Origin of the sequence: Pseudomonas sp. R2-37-08W (genome assembly GCF_003851705.1) — a bacterium.
Taxonomy (GTDB): domain Bacteria; phylum Pseudomonadota; class Gammaproteobacteria; order Pseudomonadales; family Pseudomonadaceae; genus Aquipseudomonas.
In genome coordinates this window covers 3,796,242-3,810,927 of record NZ_CP027728.1, presented here as the reverse complement: position 1 = coordinate 3,810,927, position 14,686 = coordinate 3,796,242, and the positions used below count along the sequence as shown (strand labels likewise).

Genomic DNA, 14,686 nt, shown 5'->3' with positions numbered 1-14,686 from the left:
GTGGAGAACTCTATGTCACTCTTTCCAATTAATAATATTGCTCGGGTCATTGATGTAAGGCCGTCCCTGTCAATCGATGCACTCACTGCAAGTAATGAGACTACGATCAGACCCAATGTCGGTCGCGAGTCGGTCAGCACAATGCCTGTCATGGCATATGGTGATAGATCGCAAAGTTTGCCAAATGTCGGGATTGACTTGCCATTGGTCAATGCAGTCATGGCTTTCTTTAATTCATTCTTTACTCAGCTGCTCGCTCTCGTAGCTGATAAAAAAGACAAGCATGTTCCTGACACTAATCCTTTACCCCCGCCTATTGTTCCGCAGGTAACGCCCCAACCGGTATTACCCAAGCCTGATGCCGCAGCGAACATTCCGGGTTTGTCGACCAAGCGCGGCGGTGCGAAGCCGGACAATATCTGGAGTGGCTTCCGCCAAGGCCCGGATGGCAATTGTGTAACAGTGTCGGCGATCAAGGCTGCGATGTATCGATTCGGTCAAAGCCCCACGGATATTTTCAAGGAGGTGACCAGGACGAACGACGGTTATCAGGTGTTCATGCGTGATGGCTTTCGGCTCACATTGACCGACCGCGAGCTGGCGGAGGGCGCCCGGGGCGCCAAGTTCAGCGGGCCCGACACCGGCATGCTGAAGGATGCGCAGTTTCTGTTCGCCGTCAGCGCCAAGCGTGCGCAGATGGAAAACAACGATCGTACGGCCGGTCGCAGTTTTCAGGCCGCGATCCGCAGTCTGAACGATGGAGAGGATGAGAGCGGTCCGGGAGAAGGCTTTCTACGCCTTGGGTTGAAAGGCCACATGAAAAGAGTGTCGGTACGTGAGCTTGCCCAAGGGCAGATAGGCATGTGCAACCGGACCGGGCATTCGGTGGCCGTCATCAACGGCCGCGAGGAGTTATGGGGGAAACAGGGACGAGTCCCGACGCATGGTCATGCCGTCGCACTGATGTGACCGTGATGCACCTGGGCAGGGATAACCCAGGCTGCATTTGTTTCAATGCTGGGTTTCAAAAACATCTATTTCAACAACTGCCTGAACCCCTCTATCGGCAATGGCCGACTATGCAAATACCCCTGGTACAAATGACAGCCGAGCTTTTGCAGGAACGCCAGTTGCTCCGTAGTTTCCACGCCTTCGGCGATCACCTCCAGATTCAAGCTGCGGGCCATGGCGACAATGGCGCGGATGATTTCAGCGTCATTGGGATCGTGCGTCGCGTCGCGCACGAACGACTGGTCGATTTTCAACGCATCCACCGGCAGGCGCTTGAGGTAGGTCAGGGATGAGTAGCCCGTACCAAAGTCATCCATCGCAAAGCTGATGCCGAGTTTTTTCAGGCGACGCATTTTCAACACCGTATCGTCCAGGTTCTGGATCACGATGCCTTCAGTGATTTCCAGCTTCAGCAAACTGTAGGGCAGTTGGTGCAGCGTGAGGCTGCGTTCGACCCGTTCCACAAAGTCGTTCTGGCGAAACTGCCGGGGGCTGATATTCACGCACAGGCTGAAATTCAGCGGGTCCACCAGGCCGTCGGCAATCAACTGCGCAAATGCGCTGCACGCTTCGTCGAGGATCCAGGTGCCCACTTCCAGGATCAAGCCGCTGTCTTCCAGCACCTTGATAAATTCGGCCGGCGACTGCGCACCCAGTTGGGGATGCTGCCAGCGCACCAGAGCCTCGGCGCCGACAATCTTGTTGCCGCGCGCATCCACCTGGGGCTGGTAATGCACACTGAATTCGCCGCGTGACAAGGCCAGGCGCAGGTCGGTTTCCATGCGCAGGCGCTCGCTGGCGGTTTTCTGCATGCTGTTGTGGAACATCTGAATGGTGTTGCGCCCGGAATCCTTGGCGCGGTACAGGGCGATGTCGGCGCGCTTGAGCAAATCGGCGGGCGTGGTGCCATGGTCGGGGATCAACGCCACGCCGATGCTTGGCGTTACTTGCAGGCGGTGGCCGTCGAGAAACATCGGCTCAGAGAGCAATTCGCGCAGGGTATCGGCCAGTTCCTGCACCTGGCCGCTGACTTGCGTGCGTGAGCCCTCCAGGCCGCTGAGCAGCACCACGAACTCATCACCGCCCAGGCGCGCCACCGTATCTTCCATGCGCACGCTGGCTTCCAGGCGTGCGGTGACGATTTTCAGTACGGTGTCGCCCACCGGGTGGCCGAGGGAGTCGTTGATATGCTTGAAATGGTCGAGGTCGAGAAACAGCAAGGCGCCCCTCAGGTTATGGCGCTTGAGCAGGGCGATCTGCTGGCTCAGGCGGTCCATCAGCAGCGCACGGTTGGGCAGATTGGTCAGCGGGTCGTGATAGGCCAGGTGGCGGATCTGGGCCTGGGCGTTTTTCAGCAGGCTCACGTCACGTGCGGTCAGTAGCAGGCACGGCGTTTCATTCAGGGTAATCGGCTCGACCGACACCTCCACCGCCAGCACGTCGCCCAGTTTGTTGTGCCAAAGCATTTCCAGATGATGGATGCGCCCCTTGATCTGCAGCTCGGCCAACAGCGCGGTACGCTGGTTTTCATCGGCCCAGATGCCAATCTGGTACAGGGTGAGGCCGATGGCTTCTTCGGCGCGATAGCCGGTCAGGCGGCAAAACCCGTCATTGACCTCCACATATCGACCGGTGTCGCGCTCGGTGATCGATATGGCGTCGGGGCTGGAATGGAAGGCCTTGGCGAACTTCTCTTCACTGGCCTTGAGGGCCGCCTCCGAGCGTTGCTGCTGGGTGATGTCGCGCAGGGTGGTGACGATACACGGCTGCTCATTGACCTTGACCAGGCGGCTGGAAATCACGCAGGTCAGGCTCTGGCCGTTCTTGGCATGCACCACGATGGCCACATTGCTCAATGACTGCTCGCGAATCACCCGCTCGATGCGTTGCAGGCGCTTGCTCGACTCATCCCACAAGCCGATCTGCTCGGCGCTTTTGTCGAACACTTCGGCGGCGGTCCAGCCAAAGGTCTGGGTGAACGCCGGGTTGATCTCGATAAACGCGCCGCTATCCAGGCAGGTGACGCAGATTGGATCGGGGCTGGCCTGGAACAGGCTGGCGAATTTCTCCTCGGAAGCGCTCAGGCGTTGTTCGCGCTCCACCTGATCGGTGATATCGAGCAAGGTCCCGGCCATGCGCAGGGGCTTGCCGGATTCATCGCGATACAGGCGTGCGCGGCTTTCCAGATAGCGCGAGCTGCCGTCCTCGACCGGCACGCGATAGGTCAGCTGGTAATTGTCGCCCGGGCCTTCACGCAGGTTGCGGTAGGCATGGCGCATGCCCTCGCGGTCCGCATCGGACATGCCTTCAAAAAATGCATCGAAGGATTCGTGGAAGGGTTCGCACGGCAGGCCGTGGAGTTGGGCGGCGCGGGCCGAGCCGTAGAGCATGCCGGTGGGAATGTGCCAGTCCCAGGTGCCCAACTGTGCCGAGTCCAGCGCCAGATCCAGGCGTTCCTGACTGTCTTTCAGCGCTTGCTCGGCGTTTTTGCGCTCGGTGGTGTCGAGGAAAGTGCTGATCAGATAGGCCTCGCCGTCCAGTTCGACCTTTTGCGCGCTGAGCGTGCCATCGTGGATCTGCCCGTTGCTGGCGCAGAACTGCACTTCCATGGTGATGGATTCACCTTTGCGCTGGGTGGCCTTGACCAGGTGTGCACGCTGCTCCGGATGACGCCACAGGCCCAGCTCCAGAGTGGTGCGGCCGATGGCTTGAGCCACCGGCCAGCCGAACAGCATCTCGAAATGCTGGTTGGCCTCGCTGATCAGGCCGTCGGCCTGACGCGTCAGCAGCACCATGTTCGGGCACAGGTGGAAGAGCGTGGCGAAGCGCTTTTCAGAGTGGCTGAGCGCCTGTTCCCGCTCGCGCTGGTGAGTGATCTCGCGGATCACCCCGATCATCCGGCGCCTGCCGTTTTTGTCCGGCACCAGGCTGCCATTGATTTCCAGCCAGTGCTGGCTGCCATCGGGCCACTGGATGCGGTGATGCATGGCCTGTTCGACCGGTTCGCCGGCCAGCACCGCATGAAACGCGCGCACTACGCGAGCACGGTCTTCCTGCGCCAGCAGGTCGAGGTAATTGAGGTCGTTGGGCAGCGGCTGGCGCGGGTCGTAGCCAAACAATGCCTGAGTGCCTCGCGACCAGCTGATGTTCCCCGTTTCGATTTCCCAGCACCACGCGCCCAGCCGCGCGGCATTGAGCGCCGACAGCAGTTGCGGGGCGCTGTCCCAGCGTTGTTCCGCCTCTTGAGGGTCCAGGGCGTGGATGCGGGGCAGCGGTGGCACGGAATCAACGGGGTTGGGCATTATTCAAAGGGCCTTGGCTCGATGGAAGACAGCGCGGTTTACCTGAAACCCGAGGCCGCACAATGTCATGCCGGTATCCCTGGCAGATCGACCTGTGCATCCAATAGGCTCATGAAAGCCCGCGCAGCGTTCGACAGCGTCCTTTCGGTGTGCACGATATAGCCTAGCTGGCGACTGAGCTGTATGCCCGGCAAAGCGATACTTGCCACCTGGGCGTCGAGCATGGTGCGTGGCAACACGCTCCAGGCCAGGCCGATGGACACCATCATTTTGATCGTCTCCAGGTAGTTGGTGCTCATGGCGATGTTCGGCGTCAGCCCCTGGGCCTCGAATAGACGGCTGACAATATGGTGGGTAAAGGTGTTCCCTCCGGGAAACACCGCAGGGTGCCCGGCGATATCGGCCAGGCTGACGGAGCCTTTGCTGATCAGGCTGTGTTCGGGGGCCACCACGAAATCCAGCGGGTCGTCCCATACCGGCGTCGCGCGCACCAGGTTGTGCGGCTCGGGCGCCAGGGTGATCACTGCCACTTCGGCGCGACCGTGGAGGATTTCTTCGTAGGCCACTTCTGAATCGAGGAATTGAATATCCAGCGCCACGTTCGGGTACTGCCGAGTGAAGGTACGCAGGACCGGCGGTAGGCGATGCAGGCCGATATGGTGGCTGGTCGCCAGCGTGAGGCGCCCGCTGACTTCTCCAGTGAGGTTGGTCAGGGCGCGGCGGGTGTCGTCCAGCACATTCAGGATCTGATAAGCACGCGGCAGCAAAGCTCGCCCGGCTTCGGTCAGGCCCACTTCACGGCCCAGGCGATCGAACAGGCGCACTTTCAATTGTTGCTCCAGGCCGGCGATGCGTTTGCTGATGGCCGGTTGGGTCAGGTACAGGCGCTCACCGGCGCCGGAGAAGCTGCCGGTCTCGGCGATAGCGATAAAGGCGTTGAGGTTGGCCAGGTCCATGGTGGTATTCCAGTTGGTAATCCAAAGCATGAAAAATATGAATTTGAGTTATTTAATCTAGCGCCATACCATCAGCCTCACAAGCCAAAGGGTTATAGAAAAGCCCGGCGCATAGAAACACCGCTGATGAGGACCGACTGATGGCCGGCAAAACGCTTTACGACAAGCTTTGGGATTCCCATGAAGTGAAACGGCGCGATGATGGGTCGTCGCTGATCTACATCGACCGTCACATCATCCATGAAGTGACCTCGCCCCAAGCGTTCGAAGGCCTGCGGCTGGCCGGGCGCAAGCCATGGCGCGTCGACTCCATCATCGCCACGCCGGACCACAACGTGCCGACCACCCCGGAGCGCAAGGGCGGGATCGACGCCATTGTCGATACTGTGTCGCGCTTGCAGGTGCAGACCCTCGACGACTATTGCGACGAATATGGCATCACCGAATTCAAGATGAATGACGTGCGTCAAGGTATCGTCCACGTGATCGGCCCGGAGCAGGGCGCGACCTTGCCGGGCATGACGGTGGTGTGCGGTGACTCGCACACCTCGACCCACGGTGCCTTTGGTGCCCTGGCCCATGGCATCGGCACGTCCGAGGTGGAGCATGTGTTCGCCACCCAGTGCCTGGTGGCCAAGAAAATGAAGAACATGCTGGTACGCGTCGAAGGCCAGTTGCCGTTCGGCGTGACCGCCAAGGACGTCGTGCTGGCGGTGATCGGCAAGATCGGCACCGCCGGCGGTAACGGGCATGCCATCGAGTTCGCCGGCAGCGCCATTCGTGACCTGTCCATCGAAGGCCGCATGACCATCTGCAACATGTCCATCGAAGCCGGTGCCCGCGTGGGCATGGTGGCGGCGGACGAAAAAACCATCGAATACGTCAAGGGTCGCCCATTCGCACCGAAAGGCGCCGATTGGGACGCAGCGATGCACGCCTGGAAAGACCTGGTGTCCGACGCCGATGCGGTGTTCGACACCGTGGTCGAGCTCGACGCAACCCAGATCAAACCGCAAGTCAGCTGGGGCACATCACCGGAAATGGTGCTGGCCGTCGACCAGAACGTGCCGGACCCGGCCCAGGAACCCGACCTGGTCAAGCGCGGCTCCATCGAGCGCGCCCTCAAGTACATGGGCCTGAAGGCCAACCAGGCGATTACCGATATCCAGCTGGATCGCGTGTTCATCGGCTCCTGCACCAACTCGCGGATCGAAGACCTGCGCGCTGCCGCCGTGATCGCCAAAGGCCGCAAAGTGGCCTCGACCATCAAGCAAGCCATCGTGGTGCCAGGCTCGGGGCTGGTCAAAGCCCAGGCCGAAGCCGAGGGCCTGGACAAGATCTTCCTCGAAGCCGGTTTCGAATGGCGTGAGCCGGGCTGCTCCATGTGCCTGGCGATGAACCCGGACCGGTTGGAATCCGGCGAGCATTGCGCATCGACCTCCAACCGTAACTTCGAAGGGCGTCAGGGCGCCGGTGGCCGTACTCACCTGGTCAGCCCGGCCATGGCTGCCGCCGCTGCCGTCAACGGTCGTTTCATCGACGTTCGCGAATTGATCTAAAGGAAAACCCGATGAGAGCTTTTACCCAGCATACCGGTCTGGTAGCGCCGTTGGACCGTGCCAACGTGGACACCGACCAGATCATCCCCAAGCAGTTCTTGAAGTCGATCAAGCGCACCGGGTTTGGCCCCAACCTGTTCGACGAATGGCGCTACCTGGACGTGGGCTACGCCTACCAGGACAACTCCAAGCGCCCGCTGAACAAGGATTTCGTGCTCAACGCCGAGCGATACCAGGGCGCCAGCGTGTTGCTGGCCCGGGAAAACTTCGGTTGCGGCTCCAGCCGTGAACACGCGCCGTGGGCCCTGGAAGAATATGGCTTTCGCAGCATCATCGCGCCGAGCTACGCCGACATCTTCTTCAACAACAGCTTCAAGAACGGCTTGCTGCCGATCATCTTGAGCGACGCCGAAGTGGATGAGCTGTTCCAGCAAGTGGAAGCCAATGTGGGCTACCAACTGACCGTGGACCTGGCCGCGCAGACCGTGACCCGCCCGGACGGCAAGGTGTACCACTTCGAGGTGGATGCCTTCCGCAAGCACTGCCTGATCAATGGCCTGGATGATATCGGCCTGACTTTGCAGGACGGCGACGCGATTGCAGCGTTTGAAGCAAAGCATCGGGCTAGCCAGCCCTGGTTGTTTCGCGATTGATGTAGGCAGGATCGCCGCTATCGGGGGCAAGCCCCCTCCCACAGGTGTACGCATTCCAAATGTGGGAGGGGGCTTGCCCCCGATGAGGCCAGTGTCAACACCACAAAACCCAAGGAAAGCCCATGACCAGCACCGCCCATACCCAAGTTGTGCAAAAACAATTCGGCGAGCAAGCCTCTGCCTACCTGAGCAGTGCCGTGCACGCCCAAGGCACCGAATTCGCACTGCTCCAGGCCGAACTGGCCGGGCAGGGCGCGGCGCGACTGCTGGACTTGGGCTGCGGTGCCGGGCATGTGAGTTTCCAGGTGGCCCCGCTGGTCAAGGAAGTGGTGGCCTACGACCTGTCCCAGCAGATGCTTGATGTGGTCGCCGCCGCTGCGCAAGATCGCGGTTTGACCAATATCAGCACGGTTAACGGCGCGGCTGAACGCCTGCCGTTTGCCGATGGCGAATTCGACTTCGTGTTCAGCCGCTACTCCGCCCACCATTGGAGCGACCTCGGCCTGGCCCTGCGCGAAGTGCGTCGGGTGCTCAAACCCGGTGGCGTAGCAGCGTTCGTGGATGTGTTGTCACCGGGCAGCCCGCTGCTGGACACTTACCTGCAAACCGTTGAAGTGCTGCGCGACACCAGCCATGTGCGCGATTATTCTGCCGCCGAGTGGATGCGCCAGCTCAGCGAAGCCGGTTTGCATGTACGCAACAGCAGCCGCCAACGCCTGCGTCTGGAATACACCTCGTGGGTCGAGCGCATGCGCACCCCGCCGGCCTTGCGCGCGGCGATCCTGGAGTTGCAACAGGCGATGGGCCAGGAAGTGCGCGATTATTACGAAATTCAAGCCGACGGCACTTTCAGCACCGACGTGCTGGTGGTGTGGGCCGAACGCTGATTGATTTTTCCCGACCTGCCCAAGGGCAGGTCGCTCGATGAAATGAGGAACCCATGAGCAAGCAGATTCTGATTCTCCCTGGCGACGGTATCGGTCCGGAAATCATGGCCGAAGCGGTCAAGGTCCTGGAACTCGCCAACAGCAAGTACAGCCTGGGCTTCGAGCTGAGCCACGACGTGATCGGCGGCGCGGCCATCGATAAGCACGGCGTGCCCCTGGCCGACGAGACCCTGGAGCGCGCCCGCGCCGCCGACGCCGTGCTGCTGGGCGCCGTGGGTGGGCCGAAGTGGGACAAGATCGAGCGTGATATCCGCCCTGAGCGCGGCCTGTTGAAAATCCGCGCGCAACTGGGCCTGTTCGGTAACCTGCGCCCGGCGATTCTTTACCCGCAGTTGGCCGAGGCGTCGAGCCTCAAGCCGGAAGTGGTCGCCGGCCTGGACATCCTGATCGTGCGTGAGCTGACTGGCGGTATCTATTTCGGCTCGCCACGCGGGGTGCGCGAACTTGCGAACGGCGAGCGCCAGGCCTATGACACCCTGCCGTACAGCGAGAGCGAAATTCGCCGTATCGCCCGCGTCGGTTTCGACTTGGCCCGCGTGCGCGGCAAGAAGGTCTGCTCGGTGGACAAGGCCAACGTATTGGCCTCCAGCCAACTGTGGCGGGAAATCGTTGAAGAAGTCGCCAAGGACTACCCGGACGTCGAACTGAGCCACATGTACGTCGACAACGCCGCCATGCAACTGGTACGTGCGCCGAAGCAGTTCGACGTGATCGTCACCGACAACCTGTTCGGCGACATCCTGTCCGACCAGGCCTCGATGCTCACCGGTTCCATCGGCATGCTGCCGTCGGCGTCCCTGGATACCAACAACAAAGGCATGTACGAGCCTTGCCACGGCTCAGCGCCGGACATTGCCGGCCAAGGTATCGCCAACCCGCTGGCGACCATTTTGTCGGTGTCGATGATGCTGCGTTACAGCTTCAACCTGGTTGACGCGGCCGACGCGATCGAGAAAGCCGTGAGCCTGGTGCTCGACCAGGGTTTGCGCACCGGCGACATCTGGTCGCAGGGTTGCACCAAGGTTGGCACGCAAGAAATGGGCGACGCTGTAGTCGCCGCGCTGCGGAATCTGTAATCTCTCGGGCCCGCTTGCAGTTATCGCTGCAAGGCGGCCCACTTTTTAACAAGGTGTAGTTGCGATGAAACGTGTAGGTCTGATCGGTTGGCGCGGTATGGTCGGTTCCGTGCTCATGCAGCGGATGCTGGAAGAGCAGGATTTCGATCTTATCGAGCCGGTGTTTTTCACCACTTCGAACGTAGGTGGCCAAGGGCCGTCCGTGGGCAAGGATATTGCCCCGCTCAAAGACGCCTATAGCATTGAAGAGCTGAAGACCCTCGATGTGATCCTGACGTGCCAGGGCGGCGACTACACCAGCGAAGTCTTCCCCAAGCTACGCGAAGCCGGCTGGCAGGGCTACTGGATCGACGCCGCGTCGAGCCTGCGCATGCAGGACGATGCAGTGATCATCCTCGACCCGGTCAACCGCAAGGTTATCGACCAGCAACTGGATGCCGGCACTCGGAACTACGTCGGCGGCAATTGCACCGTCAGCCTGATGCTGATGGGCCTGGGTGGCTTGTTCGAAGCCGGCCTGGTCGAGTGGATGAGCGCCATGACCTACCAGGCGGCCTCCGGCGCCGGTGCGCAGAACATGCGCGAGCTGATCAAGCAGATGGGCGCAACCCACGCGGCGGTGGCCGATCAATTGGCCGACCCGGCCAGTGCGATCCTCGATATCGACCGCCGCGTGGCCGAAGCCATGCGCAGCGACGCCTATCCGACCGAAAACTTCGGCGTGCCGTTGGCCGGTAGCCTGATCCCGTGGATCGACAAGGAACTGCCGAACGGCCAGAGCCGCGAAGAGTGGAAGGCCCAGGCCGAGACCAACAAGATCCTCGGGCGCTTCAAGAACCCGATTCCGGTGGACGGCATCTGCGTACGCATTGGCGCCATGCGTTGCCATAGCCAGGCGTTGACCATCAAACTGAACAAAGACGTGCCGATCGCCGATATCGAAGGGCTGATCAGCCAGCACAACCCCTGGGTCAAGCTGGTGCCGAACAACCGTGAGATCAGCATGCAGGAGCTGAGCCCAACCAAGGTCACCGGCACCCTGAATGTACCGGTGGGCCGCCTGCGCAAGCTGAACATGGGCAGCCAGTTCCTCGGCGCGTTCACCGTGGGCGACCAGCTGTTGTGGGGCGCGGCTGAGCCGCTGCGTCGCATGCTGCGGATTCTGCTGGAGCGTTGATCGCTTGCAGGCTTTGAAGAGCCCCGCGTTCTGGTGACAGGCGCGGGGTTTTTTTATTGTTCTTTCGGACGCTATCGGGGGCAAGTCGAATCGTCGCACCGCCCCTCCCACATGTTGACCTGTGAACACATTCAAGTGTGGGAGGGGGCTTGCTCCCGATGGGGCCCTCAGCCACACCACAAACCCCCAGGCTAATTGCCTCACCCCCAACCACCCGGTAAAGTGCCGCTCCCCCCGCAATGCCCGAGGCAGCCCCATGACCCAGACCTTTGAAATCGCCGTGATCGGCGCCACCGGTACCGTTGGCGAAACCCTGGTGCAGATTCTCGAAGAGCTGGACTTCCCGGTAGGCACCCTGTATTTGCTGGCCGGCAACAACTCCGCCGGTGCATCGGTACCGTTCCGGGGCAAGAACGTGCGGGTCAAGGAAGTCGATGAATTCGACTTCAGCAAGGCGCAGTTGGCCTTTTTCGCGGCCGGCCCGGCGGTGACCCTGAGCTTCGCCCCACGTGCCATCGCCGCCGGTTGCTCGGTGATCGACCTGTCTGGCGCATTGCCTGCCGAACAGGCGCCGCCCGTGGTGCCGGAAGCCAACGCTCATGTGCTCAAGGGCTTGAAAAAACCCTTTCAAATCGCTAGCCCGAGCCCGTCCGCCACCAACCTGGCGGTGCTGCTGGCGCCGTTGCGCGGTCTGCTGGATATCCAGCGCGTGAGCGTCACCGCCAACCTGGCCGTGTCGGCCCTGGGCCGCGAGGCCGTCAGCGAGTTGGCCCGCCAGACGGCCGAGCTGTTGAATGTACGCCCGTTGGAGCCGACCTTCTTTGACCGGCAAGTGGCCTTCAACCTGCTGGCACAAGTCGGCACGCCAGACGCCCAAGGTCACACAGCCCTGGAGAAACGTCTCGTACATGAACTGCGGGCCGTGCTGGAAACTCCTTTGCTGAAGATTTCCGCAACCTGCGTTCAAGCCCCGGTGTTTTTTGGCGATAGCCTGACTGTGTCGCTGCAGTTGGGGGCGCCGGCCGATCTAGCTGAGGTGAACCGTGTACTCGATGCGGCGCCGGGTATCGAGCTGGTCGAGGCGGGCGATTACCCAACGGCAGTAGGCGATGCGGTGGGGCAGGACGTTGTTTATGTAGGACGGGTCCGCGCAGGTGTGGACGACCCGGCGGAACTAAATGTGTGGCTGACGTCAGATAACGTACGCAAAGGCGCTGCGCTCAATGCCGTGCAGCTGGCGCGGTTGTTGATAAAAGACCTTGCGTAAAAGATACTTGGCGCCAATTTGTAGATTGATTCTCACCAAGCGCTATGCTTGGCCAAAAGCGGAACACAAGCGCGTCGGTGACCTATCGGCTCGCCATGCCTTATGGCAGCGGTTACCAACCTTCTCGAAAGCCGGGGAGTGTTCAGACAAAGGATGAGGCTATGGTTCAAGTTCGCAAACTGGTGTTAGCAATAGCGGCCGCCTCGGCGCTGTCCTCCGGTATGGCGCAGGCGCTGCAACTCGGGGAGATGACCCTCAAGTCGAAGTTGAACCAGCCGCTGTCGGTGGAAATCGAGTTGCTCGACGTCGGCGGCCTTACGGCGTCCGAGATCACCCCGAGCCTGGCCTCGTCCCAGGCGTTCGTCGATGCCGGTGTCGATCGCCAGGCCTTTCTCGACGACCTCACCTTCACTCCGGTGGTCAATCCCAACGGCCGCAGCGTGGTGCGTGTCACCTCCAGCAAACCGTTGCCTGATTCCTATGTGCGCTTCCTGTTGCAGGTGCAGTGGCCGAACGGCCGACTCATGCGTGACTACAGCGTGCTGCTCGATCCCGCCAAATTCGACCAATCCACACCGGCTGCCAGTGCGCCAGCGCCGCGCTTGAGTGCGCCGGCCAGTACCGCGACCGCCGTCAGCAAGCCAGCGCAACATACCACCACTGCTCGCGATACTTTGTGGGAAATTGCCGAGAAAAACCGCAATGGTGGCTCTGTGCAGCAAACGATGCTGGCCATTCAGGCGCTCAACCCGGATGCGTTTATTAACGGCAACATCAACCGCCTGAAAACCGGTCAGGTGCTGCGCCTGCCGGACACTGTGCAAAGCACCGCGCTGGGGCAACCGCAAGCGATCGCCGAAGTGACGGCGCAGAACGCTGCCTGGCGTCAGGGCCGGCGCACCGCCGCCCAGCAAGTGGCGGGTAAGGCCCAGCTGGATGCTACCAAGCGCACCGAGACTGGCAATGCACCGTCGAGCACCAGCGCCAAGGACAACTTGAGCCTGGTGTCGGCCGAGTCCGCCAAAAAAGGTGCTGCAGGCAAGGCCGGTGATAGCCGCGCGTTGAGCGACAAGCTGGCGATGACCCAAGAACAGTTGGATACCACCCGTCGTGACAATGAAGAGCTCAAAAGCCGCGCGGCAGATCTGCAAAGCCAGTTGGACAAGCTGCAAAAGCTGATTCAACTGAAGAATGATCAGTTGGCCCGTCTGCAGGCCGAGAAGGGCGATGCGGCTGTGCCCGCAGCGGTAGCAGCGGCGGCAGCGCCTGCGCAGTTGGCCGATGAACCGGCGCCAGCCCCGGCAGCCCCGGTAGCGACCCCTGCTCCCGAGCCGACCAAACCGGTTGCCGCGCCTGCAACCACCGAAGGCAAATTCAATGAGCTCCTGACCAACCCTGTGGTGCTCGGTGTGCTCGGTGGCGCGGCCGTGATTCTGGCCTTGCTGCTCCTGCTGCTGTGGGTGCGCCATCGCAACGCCCGTCTTGAAGAAGAAAAGCACCTGCGCATGGCGCGTGCGCTGGCTGAAGAGCCGGAGTTCACGTCGAATATCGATCGCGACCTGCCGCCCGACAGTTTCGAAGGCCTGGAAGTGCCGCCGCCGAGCGTCACGCGGGCACCTGCGCCTGCGCCCGCTCCGGTGGCTGAGCCTGCTGTGCCCACCGTCGCCTCCGTGCTGGCACCGCTGGCGGCTGCCGTCGCCCCGACTTCCAGCGACGCGCTCTCCCAAGCCCAGTCCCATATCGACCGGGGCCACCTGAACCAGGCGGCGGATGTGCTTGAGCAAGCGATCAAGCAGGAGCCCAAGCGCAGTGACCTGCGTTTGAAGCTGATGGAAGTCTACGGCCTGCAGAATGACAAGAACGGGTTTGTCAGCCAGGAGCGTCAGCTGGTGGCCACGGGTGAAAACCACGCCCAGGTCGAGCAGCTCAAAGGTCGCTTCCCGGCCATGGCGGTGTTGGCAGCAGGTGTGAGCGCAGCAGTGGCCGCCGCCGCCCTGGACGCCCAGTACGTCAAGGACCTGCTGGAAGACAAGCCGGCTGCGCCGCAGCCAGAGCCTCTGGATACCGATTTCGACCTGAGCCTGGACGACCTGGAGGCGGCATCGCCGGCGGAGGTCAAGGACGATCAGTCATTCGAGGCGCTTCTTGAGCAGCAGACCGCAGCCAACGCCAGCGCAGATGACCTGTCGGACTTCGACCTGGATCTGCAATTGGATGCGCCAGCGTCCGCGCAGTCCGATGACGACTTCCTGTCCGGGCTCGAAGAACAGATGAAGGACGTACCGGCCGCCGAGCCGCCGACCTTGACCCCGGCAGCACTGGACGACTTCGACTTGCCGGAAGATTTCGACCTCTCCCTGGCGGACGAGCCCGAATCGACGGCCAAGCCGGATGCCTTCGCTTCGGAGCTGGACGACGTCAATGCTGAATTGGACCGTCTGTCCCAGAGCCTGGAGCATCCCTCCATCGAGCCGTCATTCACAGCTGAAGATGCAGCGCTCGGTGACGACGAGCCCGAGTTCGATTTCCTGTCGGGCTCCGATGAAGTCGCCACCAAGCTGGACCTGGCCCAGGCTTATATCGACATGGGCGACGCCGATGGCGCCAAGGACATCCTTTCCGAAGTGCTGACCGAGGGCAATGAGACCCAGCGCGGCGAAGCCAAGGAAATGCTCGGCCGAATCTGACGGCTGATATGCGCCCAATGGGGGGAAGGGCTTGCTCCCTGCCACCATTGG

The 14,686-nt window shown here is 61.5% G+C and carries 10 protein-coding genes; 8 read left to right on the top strand and 2 right to left on the bottom strand.

The window, feature by feature from the left end; translation table 11 throughout:
- Window positions 1–12 precede the first annotated feature (12 nt).
- Window positions 13–969, top strand: coding sequence for a hypothetical protein (locus tag C4J93_RS17555; protein ID WP_164485266.1), 957 nt, complete (start codon window positions 13–15; stop codon window positions 967–969).
- Between the two features lie 65 nt (window positions 970–1,034).
- On the opposite strand, the gene C4J93_RS17550 is transcribed toward C4J93_RS17555, so the two are convergent.
- Both C4J93_RS17550 and C4J93_RS17545 read right to left on the bottom strand, forming a co-directional pair.
- Window positions 1,035–4,313 carry a PAS domain S-box protein gene (locus C4J93_RS17550; RefSeq protein WP_124430057.1) on the bottom strand — a complete coding sequence of 1,093 codons (3,279 nt, stop codon included), beginning with the start codon at window positions 4,311–4,313 and terminating at the stop codon, window positions 1,035–1,037.
- A gap of 65 nt (window positions 4,314–4,378) precedes the next feature.
- The gene (locus C4J93_RS17545; protein ID WP_124430056.1) at window positions 4,379–5,269 is read right to left on the bottom strand and encodes a LysR family transcriptional regulator; all 891 of its coding nucleotides are present in this window, start codon (window positions 5,267–5,269) and stop codon (window positions 4,379–4,381) included.
- A gap of 140 nt (window positions 5,270–5,409) precedes the next feature.
- On the opposite strand from C4J93_RS17545, the gene leuC reads away from it, so the two are divergent.
- The 7 genes from leuC to C4J93_RS17510 all read left to right on the top strand — a co-directional run bounded on the left by leuC (window position 5,410) and on the right by C4J93_RS17510 (window position 14,635).
- Window positions 5,410–6,828, top strand: a complete 1,419-nt coding sequence (gene leuC / locus C4J93_RS17540; RefSeq protein ID WP_124430055.1) for a 3-isopropylmalate dehydratase large subunit — start codon at window positions 5,410–5,412, stop codon at window positions 6,826–6,828.
- Between the two features lie 11 nt (window positions 6,829–6,839).
- Entirely contained in the window at window positions 6,840–7,481 is a 642-nt protein-coding gene (gene leuD / locus C4J93_RS17535) for a 3-isopropylmalate dehydratase small subunit (protein WP_124371258.1), read from the top strand.
- Between the two features lie 122 nt (window positions 7,482–7,603).
- Entirely contained in the window at window positions 7,604–8,368 is a 765-nt protein-coding gene (locus tag C4J93_RS17530; protein WP_124430054.1) for a class I SAM-dependent methyltransferase, read from the top strand.
- Window positions 8,369–8,421: 53 nt separating this feature from the next.
- The gene (gene leuB / locus C4J93_RS17525; RefSeq protein ID WP_124430053.1) at window positions 8,422–9,504 is read left to right on the top strand and encodes a 3-isopropylmalate dehydrogenase; all 1,083 of its coding nucleotides are present in this window, start codon (window positions 8,422–8,424) and stop codon (window positions 9,502–9,504) included.
- A 64-nt stretch (window positions 9,505–9,568) separates the two neighbouring features.
- A complete protein-coding gene (gene asd / locus C4J93_RS17520) occupies window positions 9,569–10,681 on the top strand; it encodes an aspartate-semialdehyde dehydrogenase (protein ID WP_124363600.1) in 1,113 nt (370 codons plus the stop codon).
- A gap of 256 nt (window positions 10,682–10,937) precedes the next feature.
- A complete protein-coding gene (locus C4J93_RS17515) occupies window positions 10,938–11,948 on the top strand; it encodes an aspartate-semialdehyde dehydrogenase (RefSeq protein ID WP_124407704.1) in 1,011 nt (336 codons plus the stop codon).
- A 161-nt stretch (window positions 11,949–12,109) separates the two neighbouring features.
- Entirely contained in the window at window positions 12,110–14,635 is a 2,526-nt protein-coding gene (locus tag C4J93_RS17510; RefSeq protein ID WP_124430052.1) for a FimV/HubP family polar landmark protein, read from the top strand.
- Window positions 14,636–14,686: the final 51 nt, after the last annotated feature.